Source organism: Streptomyces sp. NPDC091271, from assembly GCF_044757505.1.
Taxonomy (GTDB): domain Bacteria; phylum Actinomycetota; class Actinomycetes; order Streptomycetales; family Streptomycetaceae; genus Streptomyces.
In genome coordinates this window covers 165,134-181,274 of record NZ_JBIVVD010000007.1, presented here as the reverse complement: position 1 = coordinate 181,274, position 16,141 = coordinate 165,134, and the positions used below count along the sequence as shown (strand labels likewise).

The 16,141-nt window shown below is 71.6% G+C and carries 17 protein-coding genes and 1 pseudogene; 7 read left to right on the top strand and 11 right to left on the bottom strand.

The window, feature by feature from the left end; translation table 11 throughout:
• Together ACIQM3_RS27890 and ACIQM3_RS27885 are read right to left on the bottom strand one after the other, a co-directional pair.
• On the bottom strand, nucleotides 1-1,743 hold the full coding sequence (locus tag ACIQM3_RS27890; protein ID WP_401628812.1) for a pyruvate dehydrogenase: 1,743 nt from the start codon (nucleotides 1,741-1,743) through the stop codon (nucleotides 1-3).
• 60 nt (nucleotides 1,744-1,803) lie between these two features.
• Entirely contained in the window at nucleotides 1,804-3,180 is a 1,377-nt protein-coding gene (locus ACIQM3_RS27885) for a protein phosphatase 2C domain-containing protein (protein ID WP_401628809.1), read from the bottom strand.
• Between the two features lie 311 nt (nucleotides 3,181-3,491).
• On the opposite strand from ACIQM3_RS27885, the gene ACIQM3_RS27880 reads away from it, so the two are divergent.
• A complete protein-coding gene (locus tag ACIQM3_RS27880; protein WP_401628807.1) occupies nucleotides 3,492-4,478 on the top strand; it encodes a helix-turn-helix domain-containing protein in 987 nt (328 codons plus the stop codon).
• A 70-nt stretch (nucleotides 4,479-4,548) separates the two neighbouring features.
• The gene (locus tag ACIQM3_RS27875; protein ID WP_401628805.1) at nucleotides 4,549-5,031 is read left to right on the top strand and encodes a DUF456 domain-containing protein; all 483 of its coding nucleotides are present in this window, start codon (nucleotides 4,549-4,551) and stop codon (nucleotides 5,029-5,031) included.
• Nucleotides 5,032-5,086: 55 nt separating this feature from the next.
• Here the strand turns inward: ACIQM3_RS27875 and rsgA are convergent, their stop codons facing one another.
• Entirely contained in the window at nucleotides 5,087-6,250 is a 1,164-nt protein-coding gene (gene rsgA, locus ACIQM3_RS27870) for a ribosome small subunit-dependent GTPase A (protein WP_401628802.1), read from the bottom strand.
• A 316-nt stretch (nucleotides 6,251-6,566) separates the two neighbouring features.
• Here rsgA and ACIQM3_RS27865 point away from each other — a divergent pair, with 316 nt between their 5' ends.
• Nucleotides 6,567-7,067, top strand: coding sequence for a DUF5949 family protein (locus ACIQM3_RS27865; protein WP_401628799.1), 501 nt, complete (start codon nucleotides 6,567-6,569; stop codon nucleotides 7,065-7,067).
• Nucleotides 7,068-7,198: 131 nt separating this feature from the next.
• Here ACIQM3_RS27865 and ACIQM3_RS27860 read toward each other — a convergent pair whose 3' ends face one another.
• The 6 genes from ACIQM3_RS27860 to ACIQM3_RS27835 form a co-directional block, all read right to left on the bottom strand.
• Nucleotides 7,199-7,606 (bottom strand): rodlin, encoded by a 408-nt coding sequence (locus tag ACIQM3_RS27860; protein WP_401628797.1) that lies wholly within the window; start codon nucleotides 7,604-7,606, stop codon nucleotides 7,199-7,201.
• 116 nt (nucleotides 7,607-7,722) lie between these two features.
• Nucleotides 7,723-7,947 carry a hypothetical protein gene (locus ACIQM3_RS27855; RefSeq protein ID WP_401628795.1) on the bottom strand — a complete coding sequence of 75 codons (225 nt, stop codon included), beginning with the start codon at nucleotides 7,945-7,947 and terminating at the stop codon, nucleotides 7,723-7,725.
• Nucleotides 7,948-8,214: 267 nt separating this feature from the next.
• Entirely contained in the window at nucleotides 8,215-8,625 is a 411-nt protein-coding gene (locus ACIQM3_RS27850; RefSeq protein WP_401628792.1) for a rodlin, read from the bottom strand.
• Nucleotides 8,626-8,810: 185 nt separating this feature from the next.
• Nucleotides 8,811-9,113: a hypothetical protein gene (locus tag ACIQM3_RS27845; protein ID WP_401628789.1), complete on the bottom strand. Its 303-nt coding sequence runs from the start codon at nucleotides 9,111-9,113 to the stop codon at nucleotides 8,811-8,813.
• Between the two features lie 190 nt (nucleotides 9,114-9,303).
• Complete coding sequence (locus ACIQM3_RS27840) at nucleotides 9,304-9,537, bottom strand: chaplin (protein WP_401628786.1); 234 nt, start codon at nucleotides 9,535-9,537, stop codon at nucleotides 9,304-9,306.
• A gap of 221 nt (nucleotides 9,538-9,758) precedes the next feature.
• Nucleotides 9,759-10,160: a rodlin gene (locus ACIQM3_RS27835; RefSeq protein ID WP_401628784.1), complete on the bottom strand. Its 402-nt coding sequence runs from the start codon at nucleotides 10,158-10,160 to the stop codon at nucleotides 9,759-9,761.
• 276 nt (nucleotides 10,161-10,436) lie between these two features.
• Here ACIQM3_RS27835 and ACIQM3_RS27830 point away from each other — a divergent pair, with 276 nt between their 5' ends.
• Nucleotides 10,437-11,204: a chaplin gene (locus ACIQM3_RS27830; protein ID WP_401628782.1), complete on the top strand. Its 768-nt coding sequence runs from the start codon at nucleotides 10,437-10,439 to the stop codon at nucleotides 11,202-11,204.
• A gap of 97 nt (nucleotides 11,205-11,301) precedes the next feature.
• Here ACIQM3_RS27830 and ACIQM3_RS27825 read toward each other — a convergent pair whose 3' ends face one another.
• A complete protein-coding gene (locus ACIQM3_RS27825) occupies nucleotides 11,302-11,478 on the bottom strand; it encodes a hypothetical protein (RefSeq protein WP_401628779.1) in 177 nt (58 codons plus the stop codon).
• A gap of 20 nt (nucleotides 11,479-11,498) precedes the next feature.
• On the opposite strand from ACIQM3_RS27825, the pseudogene ACIQM3_RS27820 reads away from it, so the two are divergent.
• Nucleotides 11,499-11,727 (top strand): annotated as a pseudogene (locus ACIQM3_RS27820) (hypothetical protein); the annotation flags it as partial.
• A gap of 180 nt (nucleotides 11,728-11,907) precedes the next feature.
• Nucleotides 11,908-13,083, top strand: coding sequence for an FAD-dependent monooxygenase (locus ACIQM3_RS27815; protein ID WP_401628777.1), 1,176 nt, complete (start codon nucleotides 11,908-11,910; stop codon nucleotides 13,081-13,083).
• Here the strand turns inward: ACIQM3_RS27815 and ACIQM3_RS27810 are convergent.
• Nucleotides 13,071-13,211, bottom strand: coding sequence for a hypothetical protein (locus ACIQM3_RS27810; protein WP_401628775.1), 141 nt, complete (start codon nucleotides 13,209-13,211; stop codon nucleotides 13,071-13,073). The genes ACIQM3_RS27815 and ACIQM3_RS27810 overlap by 13 nt on opposite strands.
• A gap of 65 nt (nucleotides 13,212-13,276) precedes the next feature.
• Here ACIQM3_RS27810 and ACIQM3_RS27805 point away from each other — a divergent pair, with 65 nt between their 5' ends.
• Entirely contained in the window at nucleotides 13,277-16,141 is a 2,865-nt protein-coding gene (locus ACIQM3_RS27805; RefSeq protein ID WP_401628772.1) for an FAD-binding and (Fe-S)-binding domain-containing protein, read from the top strand.

The window sequence follows — 16,141 nt, the reverse complement described above, 5'->3', positions numbered from 1 at the left end:
TCAGGGCCGCGGGACGTTACGGAGGTTGGAGCGGGCCATCTGGAGCATCCTGCCGACCCCGCCGTCCAGGACGATCTTGCTGGCGGAGAGCGCGAAGCCGGTGACCATGTCGGCACTGATCTTCGGCGGGATGGAGAGGGCGTTCGGGTCGGTGACCACGTCGACGAGCGCCGGGCCCTTGTGTCTGAAGGCGGCCTTGAGCGCGCTCTCCAGCTGCTTGGGCTTCTCGACCCGAACCCCGTAGGCCCCGGCGGCCCGCGCGATCTCCGCGAAGTCGGGGTTCTTGTTGGTCGTACCGAACGAGGGCAGCCCCGCGACCAGCATCTCCAGCTCGACCATGCCGAGCGAGGAGTTGTTGAACAGGACGACCTTCACCGGCAGGTTGTACTGGACGAGCGTGAGGAAATCACCCATCAGCATGGTGAATCCACCGTCGCCGGACATCGACACGACCTGCCGGTTCCGGTCGGTGAACTGGGCTCCGATCGCCTGCGGCAGGGCGTTGGCCATCGAGCCGTGGCTGAACGAACCGATCACCCTGCGCTTGCCGTTGGGCGTCAGATAGCGGGCGGCCCACACATTGCACATGCCGGTGTCGACGGTGAACACGGCGTCGTCGTCCGCGAGTTCGTCGAGGACCGAGGCGACGTACTCAGGATGGATCGGTACGTGCTTCTCGACCTTGCGGGTGTACGCCTTGACCACGCCCTCGAGCGCGTCGGCGTGCTTCTTCAGCATCCGGTCGAGGAACTTGCGGTCGGTCTTGACCTTCACGCGCGGGGTCAGGGAGCGCAACGTCTCGCGCACATCGCCCCAGACGGCCAGATCGAGCTTGGACCGCCGGCCCAGGTGCTCCGGGCGCACGTCGACCTGGACGATCTTCACGTCGTCCGGGAGGAACGCGTTGTACGGGAAGTCGGTGCCCAGCAGGATCAGCAGATCGCACTCGTGGGTGGCCTCGTAGGCGGCGCCGTAGCCGAGCAGTCCGCTCATGCCCACGTCGTACGGGTTGTCGTACTGGATCCACTCCTTGCCGCGCAGCGCGTGGCCCACCGGGGACTTCACCCGCTCGGCGAACTCCATGACCTCGGCGTGCGCGCCCGCTGTTCCGCTTCCGCAGAACAGCGTCACCCGTTTGGCCTTGTCGATCATTCTGCAGAGCTTCTCGATCTCCTCGTCACCGGGCTTCACGGAGGGCCGCGAGGTGACCAGGGCGTGCTCGATCGACTTCTCCGGGGCCGGCTGCGAGGCGATGTCACCCGGCATCGACACGACGCTGACCCCGCCTCGGCCGATCGCGTGCTGGATCGCCGTCTGGAGGAGCCGCGGCATCTGCTGCGGGTTGGAGATCATCTCGTTGTAGTGGCTGCACTCCTGGAAGAGCAGCTCCGGGTGCGTCGCCTGGAAGTAGCCGAGGCCGATCTCGCTCGACGGGATGTGCGAGGCGAGGGCGAGCACCGGGGCCATGGAGCGGTGGGCGTCGTAGAGGCCGTTGATGAGGTGGAGGTTGCCCGGCCCGCACGAGCCGGCGCAGGCCGCGAGGGTGCCGGTGATCTGGGCCTCGGCGCCGGCCGCGAACGCGGCGGTCTCCTCGTGCCTGACCTGGACCCACTCGACCGCGGCATTACGCCGGACGGCGTCGACCACGGGGTTGAGGCTGTCGCCCACGACGCCGTACAGCCGCTTGACCCCCGCCCGCACGAGGATGTCGACGAACTGTTCCGACACGTTCTGCTTGGCCATGGGTGCGCACCCTCTCTGCCTCCGGCTGTCCGTGCCTCCATCAACCCATGGCGTGCCGGGTTACGCCTCCCAGACCGCCGCGCTCGTTCGGTCGTCGGCGTACCCCTTGACCCTCAACTGGGTGTCGGCCAGATAGGCGGGCAGCCCGGGCGGGCCGTCGGCGGTCCAGCGCCGCGCGAGCTCCTCGGCGAGCGCCGGTTCCCCGCGCATGGGTTCGGCCAGGCCGTTTCCGCAGAGCAGCAGCGTGTCCCCGGACCGTGCCACGGAGGCCCGGAAACGGAAGGGTTCCGCGGGCGGTGGCGGCGGGCTCCCGGCGTGCGGGGGCCGGGCCGAGGTGATCTGCAGATCCATCGTCAGCCGGTCCCCGCCGGGGCTCTCCTCTCTCGCCTCCGCGCCGGTCGCGGGGAGCACGGGGTCGAGGTCCTGCCAGACCCCGTCGCGGAGGCGGAAGAGGCCGCCCGGTCCGATGCCGAAGAAGACCCGGGTACGGCACTCGGGGTCGGCGGACAGCAGCAGACAGCGCAGGTCGGCGCTGTACGCGGACGGTTCGAGGCCGAGCTCGGCGGCCCGGCCGCGCAGTTTGCCGTAGGTGCGGTCGGTGAGGCGTTGCAGCCCCGACTTGAGGTCGCCCCTGCGTCCTGCCCTTATGTCGTCGGAGAGCCGGGCATGACTGCGGGCGACGGATCCGCCGATCCAGCGACAGGCGTCCGCGGCGGCGAGGCGGGTCTGTTCCGTGCCCCGGGCGCCGCCGGCCACCACGACCAGGACCAGGGCGCTGTCCCCGGCGCCGAAGCGCGCGGTGAGCAGGGCGTCGCGGCGGGGCTCGCCCCGGAAGCGCGCCGAGTCGCCGCGTACGGACGCGGCCCGCAGGGTGTACGTCCCGTACCTGGCGCCGTCGAGGACCGTGTCGGGGACGAGGGCGTCGAGGTCGTCGGGGCCGGAGGCGGGCAGTGCGGCGGGCTCGGCGTCGTAGGTGGGGGGCCGGTCCCCGATGTGGCCGACGGCGGGGCGTACGGGCGGGGCACCGGCCGGCTCCGGCACGGCGGATGGCCCGGCGGCGGGCGCCCGCACCGCGAAGGTCCGCGGCTCAGGTGGTCCGGCAGGAGGTTCCCAGGGGGCGCGCCCGACCGCGACGGTGCGCGCGGGCGAGGGCCCCGGCGCGGGAGGCGGGGGCGGCTCCGTCGCGGGACGCGGGGGCTCCGGCGCGAGGTCCGCCTCCGGTAGGCGCGGGTCGGGCAGCGGCACCACCCTGACCGGGTGGTCCACCTGCTCCGCCGGGTCGGTCTCCGGCCCGCCCACGGCGTCCGACGCGGAGTCGAAGCGGTCGTCGAGACTGTCGGCCGCACCGCTCGGCCCGGCGTCCGGCGCGGTCTCGTCGTACAGCGCACGCCACCAGTCGTCCTCGTGGGCGGCGGGCTTCTCCCCCTGCTGGCTCATGACCGTATTGTCGACCGATCAGGGCGTACGAAACCGGTTCATCCGGAAAAGTGGCCCGGAAGTGGCTCCGAGGGGTGTGACCCGCCAGGCGTCCCCACCCCCCACGGGAAGGTCGCCCGGCGGGCCGGTCCGTGTGCTCAGCCCGCCGCCCATGGCGCGGACGTTGCTGCGGTGGCGCCAGATTGTCAGAGAGACGGGGGCGACGGGGCATGATGGGCCCGGCGGGTTTACGCCGTGGCTGTTTCCCGCCACCGCACACCCCGCCGGACGGGCGTGGGAACGCGCGAGCACGGAGCCGGGGAGGGCCGAGGATGCTGTCAGCGATAGGTCTCGACGAAAGACAGGAAGCGGCCTACCGGACACTGGTCGCGGCCGGCGCCGCGGAGCTCTCCGACCTCGCGCGCCGGCTCGCCCTGCCGGAGGCGGACACCGAGCGTGCGCTGCGCCGGCTGGAGCAGCAGGGACTCGTGGCCCAGTCGTCGTCACGGGCGGACCGCTGGGTCGCCGCGCCGCCCGGGGTCGCCCTGGGCGCGCTGCTGACCCAGCAGCGCCATGAGCTCGAACAGGCGGAGCTGGCGTCCGCGCTGCTCGCCGAGGAGTACCGGGCGGAGGCCGCCGAACCCGCGGTTCACGACCTGGTGGAGGTGGTGACCGGCGCGAGCGCGGTGGCCCACCGGTTCCACCAACTGCAGCTGGGCGCCACGTCCGAGGTCTGCGCGCTGGTCACCGGGAAGCCGATCGCGGTCACCGGGATGGAGAACGAGTCCGAGGAGCGGGCGGCGATGCGCGGTGTGTCCTACCGGGTGGTCGTCGAGCGCGACGTGCTCTCACTGCCGTCCGGGATCGTGGAGCTGTCGGCGGCGCTGGGCCGCGACGAGCAGTGCAGGGTGGTCGACCGGGTGCCGACGAAACTGGTGGTCGCCGACGCCGCCCTGGCCATGGTGCCGCTGACCGGCCGGGGGGCCGAGCCAGCCGCCCTGGTGATCCACGCCAGCGGGCTGCTGGAGTCCCTGATGGGCCTCTTTGAGGCGGTGTGGCGGGACGCGATGCCGTTGCGGCTCGGCGGGAGCGGGATCCGCGAGGAGAACGGACCGGGCGCCGATCCGACCGACCTGGAGATCCTCTCGCTGCTGCTGGCGGGTCTGACGGACGCGAGCGTGGCGAAGCAGCTGGACCTGGGGCTGCGGACGGTGCAGCGGCGGGTGAAGGGGCTCATGGAGCTCACCGGGGTCACCACCCGGCTGCAGCTCGGCTGGCACGCGTACGAACGTGGCTGGGTGGCCCGCGCCCCACGCTGACCGCGGCTTCGGCCGCTCGTGGGGTCAGCGCTGACGGGCGGGACCCGGCGTACTCCGGCACGCTGGTCGAATGAGTGTGTGGCAGCTCGTTGCCGTCGGGGCGGTGATGCTGCTCGGCCTGGTCGGCGTCCTGGTGCCGGGCGTGCCCGGGCAGGCGATCGTGTGGGCCGCGGTGCTCTGGTGGGCGCTTACGGACCCGACCCCGGTCGCCTGGGGCGTGCTGATCGGCGCGACGTGCCTCCTGCTGCTGAACCAGGCGCTGAAGGCACTGCTGCCCTCGCGGCGCCCCCGCGAGTCGGGGGCGCCGCGCAGAACGCTGATGGCCGGCGGCCTCGCGGCGATCGCCGGCTTCTTCGTCATCCCGGTGGTGGGCGGGATCCTGGGATACGTGGGCGCGGTCTACGGCGCCGAACGCCTGCGGCTCGGCAGCCGGGCGGCGGGCTGGACCTCACTCCGGTCCGTGATGCGGGCGACGGGATACTCGGTGCTCCTGGAGCTCTTCTGCTGTCTTCTGGCGGTGGGGGCATGGCTGGGTGCAGTCATCTGGGGCTGAGGGCGGGAGGGGGCCGGAACGGCGACGCCGCCCCGGCCTCCTCCCGCCGTTCTCGCTAACGCGTCCTGCCGCGCTTCATCGCCATGGCCGCCCGTCCCTCAGCTCCCCTGCGCTTCCACTCGCGCAGGGTCTCGGTGCGCAGCCGGGCGTCCGTCTTCGCCGCGATGCGGTGGTTCTCCCGGAGCAGCTTGCGGTAGCTGTCGAGACGCCGCTCGGACAGCGCCCCGTCCTCGATGGCGCCGAGCACGGCGCAGCCGGGCTCGGCCTCGTGGGCGCAGTCATGGAAACGGCACTGCCGGGCCAGGTCCTCGATCTCCGAGAAGACCTGGCCGACGCCGACCGCCGCGTCCCAGAGACCGACCCCCCGAAGCCCGGGGGTGTCGATCAGGACGCCGCCCCCCGGCAGCACGAGGAGGTTGCGCGTGGTGGTGGTGTGGCGGCCCTTGCCGTCCACGTCCCGCGCCGCCCGCACATCCATCACGTCCTCGCCGAGCAGCGTGTTGGCGAGGGTCGACTTGCCGGCGCCGGACGTCCCGAGCAGCACGCTCGTACCGCCGCCGACGATCGCGCCGAAGACGTCCACGCCCTCCCCCGTGGCGGAGCTGACGGGGAGCACCTGGACCCCGGGGGCGATGCGCTCGATGTCCTCGACGAGGTGGGACAGCGTCGTGACGTCGGGGACGAGGTCGGCCTTGGTGAGCAGCACGAGCGGGTGCGCCTCGTACCCCTCGTGACCGGCGGGGCGGCGCGCGTCGCCGAGCAGAGCGGCGCCGGCGGTGCTGGACATGGCCAGCGCCAGGAACCGTTCAAGCCGTCCGAGGTCCAGCTCGACGGCGAGCGAGACACAGATGACGATGTGATCGATGTTGGTGGCGAGCACCTGGCCCTCGGAGCGCTGCGACGACGTCGAGCGTACGAAGGCGGTGCGGCGGGGCAGGAGCGTACGGACGAACTGCGGGTCACCGTCGGGATCGACGGCCACCCAGTCCCCGGTGCAGACGATCCGCATCGGGTCGCGGGGCACCACGAAGGCGGTGTCCGCCCTGAGGGTGCCGTCCGGAGTGACCACGTCGCACTGACCGCGGTCGACCCGCACCACGCGTCCCGGCAGGAGACCCTGCTCGGCGTACGGTGCGAAGGTCTCGGCCCATGCGTCGTCCCAGCCGTACGGGGCCAGCGGGTGCGACGGGGTGGAGGCCTGAGAGATGGAGAGAGACAAGGGAAACCCTTCACAAGGGCGGCCCCGGCACCGCGCCTTCAGGCGCGGAGGAAAGTGAAGGTCAGCCGGCGGCCACGGGGGTGGGAACGATGCACTTCGGGTCGTGGGCAGCGCCCACCGCGACGACAGTCATCAATGTCCTCACCTCCTGGTTCCTTCAACTGCGCACACCTTAGCCCGGGGGCTCCCCGGGCGGTCAACGGGTTTTCCGGACAGCCCTCCGCGCGCGACGGATTGGACCGGGTTGGCAGAGATATTCCCCGATCAGGTGATACGCGTGCACAAGGACCGGTCTCGGGCCGTTAGGGTGCCGGACATGACCTCACCCAAAGCCCCCACCGCCCCTTTCTCCCCTGCCCAGTTGGGCACCCAGATCCTGATCGGCTGGAGCGGGTCGAATCCCGGAACGGGGCGTGAGACCGCCTTCCTGCTCACCTACACCCTCGGCGACGCTCCGGGCGGACCGGAGGCCGGCGAAAGGGCCATGCGCACCGCACTGGAGCGCAGCGGCCTGCGGGTGGGGGGCGAGACCCTGGACGCCTCGGATCTGCCGAACCTTCCGGTGAAGCTGCTCATCCAGGCCGGCCAGGCCGTCCTGACGCTGCCTCATTTCACGGCGCAGTACACCGTCCCGCCGGAGTGGCTGGCCGTGGCGCGGTCGGAGGGCAAGGTGCACGGGATGTTCGCCACGCGCCCCTGGCCCGCGGCCGTACCCGGGCAGCCGGTCGGTGAGGACCTGCTGCGGTCCTTCGTGGGTGACCCCGAGGTCATCAGCACCTCCGCGCACTGCCTCATGCCGGTACGTAGCCTGGGCTGACCCGCCCCCCCTCGCCTACGAACGGTGCCCACCACCCCCCGTGGAGTGGTGGGCACCGACGTGTGCGCCACACAGCCGAATGCGGGCGGCCCTCAGGCGATACGCCCGGGAGCCGCCCGCATTCGATGGTGTCAGTTGTTGCCGACGCCGTTGCCCGAGAGCACCGGGATGTCGTTCAGGATGTGCGACAGCGGCTCGTCACCCTTGGCCTGGGTGGAGTTGTCCGCGCACTGCTGGTTCTGCGGGTTGGACAGGACGTTGATGTCCTGGACCGCGATCGGAACGAGACCGATCAGCGAGCCCACGTTGGCCTTGACCGGCAGTGCGATGCAAGGCTTGTTCAGCGAGCCCTGGACGAGGCTGAGCTGCGGGCTCTGGTCACCCTTGGTCTCGCTGTTGCCGTACTCCGCCTCGGCACCGTTGCCGTTGACCGTGGTGGTGCCGTGGTCGTCGCCGATCGCCATGGCCGAGGGGGCCGCGGCGGCGGAAAGACCGATAAGGGACACAGCCACAGCGGCGGCGGCGGTCATCTTCTTCATTGCGCTTCACCTTTCGGAGCGTCCCGTTGTGGAACGTACTGTTAACCAAGAACGGAGGGTTTGGTTCCGCTTCACCACTCGAACGAGTTGGATCACGTTCCCGGTCGACGCGGCAGCTACCCGCGCCCCTCCTCCGTACGGGCGGCGGGGACGAACGCGGCCTTACGGCGTCGCGCGGAGCCCCCGGTCACCGGCGGACCGGTGGACGCGTCCACCGGGGCCGTCCCGGCATCGCGCCGTGCCGCTTCCTGCCATTCGGCGAGCAGCCGGTCGTAGATGGGCGTGGAGCTTTCGGGCAACCGGTCGCGGCCGGGGGCGTGATGACTGTCGTACGGGTCCATGAGGCGCATCTACCCGGCCGTGCGTGCGGCGTTGGCCGCGCGTAAGGCAACCGGCCCAATCCCCGCACTATCGGGCTACCCGACGTGCAGACCGGCGGAAGGCCGGCCGGGCGCGGACAGACGCGCGGGGCCGCTCCGTCCCTGTGGCCGACCGAGGTCGGCAGCTGCATGGACGGAACAGCCCCACGTGTCTTCACGAACTACGAAGAGGCGGGAAACGGTGCACCCTGGCCGGAATGGCGCAGGGGGAGCCGGAGTCGCAGGGTGTCAGTTGTTGCCCGCGCCGTTGCCCGAGAGCACCGGAATGTCGTTGAGGATGTGCGACAGCGCCTCGTCCCCCTTGGCCTGGGTGGAGTTCTCGGTGCACTGCTGGTTCTGCGGGGAGGACAGGACGTTGATGTCCTGGACCGAGATCGGGACGAGCCCGAGGAGCGAGCCGATATTGGCCTTCGCGGGCAGCGCGATGCAGGGCTTGTTGAACGAGCCCTGGATCAGGCCGATCTGCGGGCTCATGTCACCGTGCGTGCTGCTGTTGCCGTAGTACTGGTCGGCACCGTTGCCGTTGACCGACGTCGTGCCGTGGTCGTTGCCGATCGCCATGGCCGAGGGGGCCGCGGCGGCGGAAACGCCGGCGACGGAGGCGGCGACTGCCGCCGACGCCAGAATCTTCTTCATCATGAAACGTGCCCTTCTGGTATTTCTGTTGCCCGCCTGTCCGGAGCATTCTGTTCAACTCCGCCCGGGGGGAATGGTTGCGCCATTTCACTCGAACGATTTTCTCGGCCGGACCGTTGCGCAATGCGCGGTATCCGGTCATAGGAACAGTGCGGAGTGAAGGGGCGGGCCAGGCGTCACGCGGTGGTTCAGCCGCCCAGCGGAAGTCCGCCCAGGAGCGGCCCCGCCGCATCGGCCACACCGTTCACCGCGTCGGCCGACTTGCTGATCGTCCCGTCCTCGCTGACTGCTTCGGCGGTCTGCCCGACCGCGTCCACCACGGGGTTCACCACCTGGTCGGGGATCTGCGGCGCGGTGGACGTCAGCTCGTTCACGCCGGTGGTGAGGCTGAGCTTGGGGGCCGTGGGGGTGGTGGCGGCGAAGGCGGGAGCAGCCGCTCCGAGAGCGGCCACGGAACCTGCGACAACGGCGACGGTCTTCGCGTACTTCACTTTCTCAAATCCCTTCTGCGGGCGGCGTCCGCCGCCTCTGAACGGGACAACGATCAAGTCCCACGCGGGGAAACTGCGCGCGCCGGGTTTTCCGCCTCCGGACTCCGGACGGAAAAGCGGGAAGGCCCCGGGGCGCCATATGCGCTCCGGGGCCTTCTCATGACGAGCCGTCGGCTCGAACGACAGAAGATCAGTCGTTGACGCAGGTGTTGCCGAAGGCCGGGTTGAGCAGACCGATCACGTTGATCGTGTTGCCGCAGACGTTCACCGGCACGTGGACCGGAACCTGCACGACGTTGCCGGACAGGACGCCCGGGGAACCGACGGCAGCGGCACCGGCGCCGGCGTCAGCCATGGCCGGGGCGGCGGCACCGAGCGCCATGAGGGTTCCGGCGGCGACGGCGGCAACCTTGGTGTACTTCACTTTCATCCCTTTCTGCAGCGGAGTCCTGGGCGGACACGTCTTTCGTGCCGCACGAGCGATTACCTGAATGCGCTCGTAACTCCGGAGCTGTAATCCGTAACGATCGGCGGGCGACATCGAAACGCTATGGGACCCGTTTCTCGGAAAACCGCCCGAATGCTGCAGGCCCGGGCCGCGCGATGGAGGAGTGTCGGCGGCCCGGGCCGGTCGTTGAGGCCCGGTCAGCTGTTGCCGGCACCGTTGCCGGAGAGAACCGGAATGTCCGACAGGATGTGCGACAGCGGCTCGTCGCCCTTGGCCTGGGTGGAGTTGTCCGCGCACTGCTGGTTCTGCGGGTTGGACAGGACGTTGACGTCCTGGACCGCGATCGGGACGAGCCCGATCAGCGAGCCCACGTTGGCCTTCACCGGCAGAGCGACGCAAGGCTTGTTGAGCGAGCCCTGGACGAGCGTGAGCTGCGGGCTCTGGTCACCCTTGGTCTCGCTGTTGCCGTACTCCGCCTCGGCGCCGTTGCCGTTGATCGACGTCGTGCCCGTGTCGTCACCGATCGCCATGGCGCTGGTCGCCGAGAGACCGAGGATGGAGGCGGCGACGGCGCCCGTGGCCAGAACCTTCTTGATCACGATGAACCCTTCTTGTACCGAGTGCCCCGCAGCGGAGCACCCTGATCAACTCGCCTCCGGGCGTTTGGTTCCCCCCTGATCACCGCGTTCACCCGAATGCCAGAAACTCCGCTGCTGGACGAACACGCGTACGTGACCCTTTCGGGTGGTTACACGATTTCCACCGATCTCCAAGTTTCCCCCGCATCCTCCGCGTCGTTATGGATGCGTCCGCGTCGATGGAATGACCGCCATCAGGGTCACCGACCACGCGAATTTCCCGGAGAAGGGCATGTAATGCGACAGGTTCTGAACAAAAGCATGATCGTCATGGCGGCGGCGTCGGGCATCCTGACCGCCGCGGGCGGTTACGCACACGCCGACGCCTCGGCCGACGGTGTCGCCGCGAACTCCCCCGGTGTCGGTTCGGGCAACGCCGTGCAGGTCCCGGTGCACGTTCCGGTCAACCTCTGCGGCAACACCGTGAACGTGATCGCCCTGCTCAACCCGGCCTTCGGCAACACCTGCGCGAATGTCAGCTCGGGCGACGAGCACAAGGAGGAGCACGGCGGCGCCTACGGTGACGAGCACGGCGACGCGTACGGCGGCGGGCACGGCCACCAGGGCTCCGGCGCGAGCGCGGACGCACAGGCCGTGGGCTCGCCCGGCGTCCTGTCCGGCAACGTGGTCCAGGCCCCGGTCCACGTCCCGGTGAACGCGTGTGGCAACAGCGTCGATGTGGTCGGCCTGCTGAACCCGGCTTTCGGCAACACCTGCGTCAACGACAGTGGCTACGAGCACCCGCCGGTCGAGCCGCCGGTGGTTGAGCCGCCGACCGTCGAGCCCCCCACCGTCGAGCCGCCCACCTCGAAGCCGCCGGTCGAGCCCCCGGCCGAGGAGCCCCCGGCCATGGAGCCGCCGGCCGGCAACCCCGGTCCGAACACGCCTGACACGCAGCTGGCCCAGACCGGCGCGGGTGACATCGGCATGGCCGCAGGCGCCAGCGCCGCACTGCTGCTGGGCGGTGCGGTGCTCCTGCGCCGCACCCGCGGTTCGCGTAACTAGTCCGGCACAGGAGGAGGGGCCGCCCGGCAGCATCTCTGCCGCCGGGCGGCCCCTCCTCCTGTGCGGGGACGCGGTGTCGGACGCGGCACAGGCCCGCCTAGTCCAGGATCGCCGCGATCACCTTCGTCTCGTCGGCGTCCAGGCAGCGCATCGACGGGCTCATCACATCGGTCGCGATGAGCCGAGCAGCATCAGGGCCCTCCTGGGGCCCCAGCCCGGCGGCCTCGCGCAGACGGACGTAGCCGTGCGGGTCCCCATCGCCCAGGCCGGGCACGGCGGTTCCCGGCAGGCCACGGATTCACGCACGCCGACGAGGCGGCGACGAGCACCGCCCACCAGAACATCGTGGATTCGGCCCGCGCGGGCGACACCACCGCGTTCCTGGAAGCTCGGCAAGCACTACGCACCTGTCAGGCGACGTATCACCCGAGCCAGGTCGCACGGAGCGGACCCGATCCGACCGCGGGTCCCGCGCCTCCCGCCCCAACCCGGGGGCGGGGGCCCGGCGCCGCCCCACCCTTGACGGCCGGCCGCAACAGCGGCAGTCCGGCCGGCAGGTGAGGCGTTCCTGCCCGACGGCTTCGCCGACCACATCGACGCCCCGTCCCCGGGGGGGGTGTTGTTCCCCCGTCCGCGCCCCCCGGCTGCGACGATGGGGGACGGCATCTCCCTTGACGCGGGACGACGGACGGGCGGTAGCGGCATGGCGGCAACAGGCTTACGGATGGGCGTCGTCGGCGGAAGCATCGCCGGGTGCGCGATGGCGGTCGCGGGTCTCCGGGCGGGGGCCGACGTCACCGTGTACGAGCGCAGCTCGGGCGCGCTCCAGGACCGGGGGCTCGGCATCGTCATCCCGCCCGCCCTGCACGAGCGGCTGGTCGCCACGGGCTATCTCGACGCCGCCATGCCCACCGCACCCGTGGTGACCCGCGTCTGGCTGACCCGGGGCCCCGGTGGCCGCTCGGCCCGCGAGTTCGCCCGGCAGCCCAGCCCCGTGACCCCGTGCAACTGGGGTCTGCTGTGGCAGGCGCTGCGCACCGCGTCCGCCGGCGCGAGCCACCACCGCGGACGCCCCGTCACCTCTGTCGAGCGGGCGCCCTCCGGCGGCGGCGCCGTCGTCCGTACGGAACGGAGTGAGGACACCTACGACATCGTCGTGGGTGCCGACGGGCACGAATCGCTCACCCGCCGCGTCCTGGCCCCGGACCTGCGGCCCACCCCCGCCGGGTACGCCGTGTGGCGCGGCACGCTCCCCCTGGAGGCGCTCGCGGACCACCGCCGGCCGCTGGAGCTGCTGCGCGGCGCCTGGGTGACGATCGGTTTCCCCGGCGGGCACGGCATCTTCTACCTGATCCCCCGGGGTGACGGTGCGGGGCCGGACGACCGCCTGCTCGCCTATGCGATCTACGCGCCCCCGCCCGGCGGGGCGGCCGGCGAGGCCGGGTACGTACGGCAGCTGGCCGAGGAGCACTTTCCCCGGGAGTGGGCAGAGATCGTGGCCCGCGGGGAGCACACCGCGATGACCTGCCACCCCGTCGCCGATCTGCACGCGCCCCTCGCCGCGGAGCACCCGTTCCTCCTCGCGGGCGACGCGGCGGGGGTGACCCGCCCTCACACGGCGAGCGGAGCGGTCAAGGCGCTGCAGGACGCCCTCTGTCTGGAGGAGGCACTGCGGACGTCGGCCACGGCCGCCGGAGCGCTGCGGCACTACGCCCGTGAACGCACCCCCGAGGGGGCCCGGCTGGTGGAGCTGGGCCGCAGACTGGGCCGCGCCCAGGTGGAGCTGGCCCCGGACTGGACCGCGATGGACCAGGGCGCGGTGGACGCGTGGTGCCGCACCACCCTGGCGGGCACGAGCAGCTACCTCTACGCGGACTGAGGCTCCAGGCCGTTGCGGATCCCGTCGAAATGGGTGCTCATCGCCCGCACCGCACGCACCTCGTCGGCGGCCGCGACCGCCTCGACGATCTCGTGGCCTGATTTCTTCCCCACGCGGTTCCGGGCCACCGGATTCTCCTTCCCCTATGCTCTGGCCATCGCGTTCACCACGAGCAAGCCCGGAACCGTCGGAAGTGGCCTTGTCGACGACTGAGCCCCGCAACCCCCGTCTCGGCGCAGCGGTCCGCACCGATCTGCGCCGAGCGGGCGTGCTCGACGTCCTCACGGACACGACGTCGCGGGCCGCCCACTCCACCGACGCCTCCCTCTACCGGGTGCCGCCGCTCGTCGTCGTCCGGCCGCGCTCGGCCGAGGAGGCCGCCGCGACGCTGGAGGTCTGCCGGCGGCGAGGGGTCGCCCTCACCTCACGGGGCGCGGGGACCTCGGTGGCGGGCAACTCCATCGGGCCCGGCGTCGTCATGGACTTCAGCCGCCACATGAACCGCGTACTGGAGATCGACCCGGCCACCAGGTCCGCGACCGTCGAACCAGGCACGGTCCACGCCACCCTGCAGAGCGCCGCTGCGCGTCACGGTCTGCGCTTCGGCCCCGACCCGTCCACCCACACCCGCTGCACGATCGGCGGGATGATCGGGAACAACGCCTGCGGCTCCCGGACGTTGGCGTACGGCCGGACGTCCGACAACGTCCTCGGGCTCACCGTGCTGACGGGCACCGGCAGCGCACTCGCCCTCACCTCGCCGCCGGGCCGGGTGCCCGGGAGTACGCAGCTGGCCGCGCTGCGGAGCGTCGTCGGCGCGGGCCTGGCCACCATCCGCACCGAGTTCGGCACGTTCGGCCGCCAGGTGTCCGGCTACGCGCTGGAGCACCTCCTGCCGGAGAACCGCTTCGACGTCGCCCGTTTCCTCGTCGGCAGCGAAGGAACGCTGTCCGTGTCCACCCAGGCCACCGTCCGCCTGGTCACCGACCCGCGCCACCGCGTTCTCGTGGTCCTCGGCTACCCGGACATCGCCACGGCGGCGGACCACGCGCCCGGGGCGTCGGCACACCGGCCGACGGCGTGCGAGGCGATCGACTCACGCATCGTCGACGTGGTCCGGGCGCGCCACGGGGCCGGCGCCGTGCCTCCGCTGCCGGCGGGCGGGGCGTGGCTGTTCGTCGAGGTGTCGGGTGACTCCCTCGGCGAACTCACCGACACGGCACGCGCGTTGGGTCGCGACTGCGGAGCACAGGACAGCCTGGTCGTCCCCGACCCCGCCCGGGCGGCGGCACTCTGGCGCATCCGCGAGGACGGTGCGGGCCTGTCGGGGCGCAGCCCGGCCGGCCTTCCGGCGCATGCCGGGTGGGAGGACTCGGCAGTCCCCCCTGCGGCGCTCGGCGGCTATCTGCGCGACTTCGAGCGGCTGATGGACAGGTTCGGCGTCACCGGGCTGCCTTACGGTCACTTCGGCGACGGCTGTCTCCACATCCGGCTGGACCTGCCTCTTGACAGACCCGGGGGCAGCGCCGTCCTTCGCGCGTTCCTCGGCGAGGCCGCCGAACTCGTCGCCGGGTACGGCGGATCGCTCTCCGGTGAGCACGGTGACGGACGGGCCAGGAGCGAACTCCTGTCCGCGATGTACTCGCCCGAGGCCCTGGAGCTGTTCGCCGGCGTCAAGGGAGTGTTCGACCCCGACAACATCCTGAACCCCGGTGTCCTCGTCGATCCCCGGCCCGTCGACGCCGACCTGCGCGTCCCTGCCGCGCAACGGGTGAGCCACCGGCTCGCCCTGCTGTACGAGGCGGACGGCGGCGACTTCACCCAGGCGGTGCACCGCTGCACGGGCGTCGGCAAGTGCCGGGCGGACAACACCTCCGCCGGGGGTGTGATGTGTCCGTCGTATCTGGCGACGAAGGAGGAGAAGGACTCCACCCGCGGCCGGGCCCGGGTCCTCCAGGAGATGGTCAACGGCACGCTGGTCGGTTCGGGTTGGCGGTCGCCGGAGGTCCACGAGGCCCTCGACCTGTGCCTGTCGTGCAAGGGCTGCCTCTCGGACTGCCCGACGGGCGTGGACATGGCCGCGTACAAGTCCGAGGTGCTCCACCAGAGCTACCGGCACCGGATCCGCCCCGCCATCCACTACTCCCTTGGGTGGCTTCCCCGTTGGGCGCGCCTCGCCGGTCACGCACCCGGCCTGGCCAACTGGGTGGCACGGCTTCCCGGCATCGCCCGGCTCGCGCTGGCGGCGGCCGGTGTGGACGGCCGGCGGACCGTGCCGTCGTTCCCGCGCGAGACCTTCCGTAAGTGGTTCGAGCGGACCCGGGCGGAGCGCGACGCGGGCGGCAGACCCGTGCTGCTCTTCGTGGACTCCTTCACCGACCACTTCTCCCCCGGCGTGGGCATCGCCACGGTCCGTGTCCTGGAGGACGCCGGGTACCGGCCGCAGATCACCAGGGAACAGCTCTGCTGCGGTCTCACCTGGATCTCCACGGGGCAGCTCGACACCGCACGCAGGCTCCTCGGGAGGACGGTCGACGTCCTGGGGGCCGCGGCGGCCCCGGGCACGCCCATCGTCGGCATGGAACCGTCGTGCACCGCGTCGATCCGCTCGGACTCCCTGGAGCTCCTCGGCGGGGCCAGGGCGCGGCCGGTCGTCGAGGCCACCCGCACCCTCGCCGAGCTGCTGGCGGCGACCCCGGCCTGGGCACCCCCGGATCTGGGCGGACGCGAGGTCGTCGCGCAGCCCCACTGCCACCACCACGCGGTGATGGGATGGGACACCGACGCGAAGCTCCTGGAGTCCGCGGGTGCCACGGTCCGGCGGCTGGGCGGATGCTGCGGGCTGGCCGGCAACTTCGGTACCGAGAAGGGCCATTACGAGGTGTCCGTCGCCGTGGCCGAGCAGCAGCTCCTGCCGGCCCTGCGCGGTGCGCGGGAGGACACGGCCGTCCTCGCCGACGGTTACTCCTGCCGGACCCAGATCGCCGATCTGACCGGACGTACCGGCCTGCACCTGGCCGAGCTCCTCGCGCGCGAGCTCCCCCCGGGCGGCCCCTGA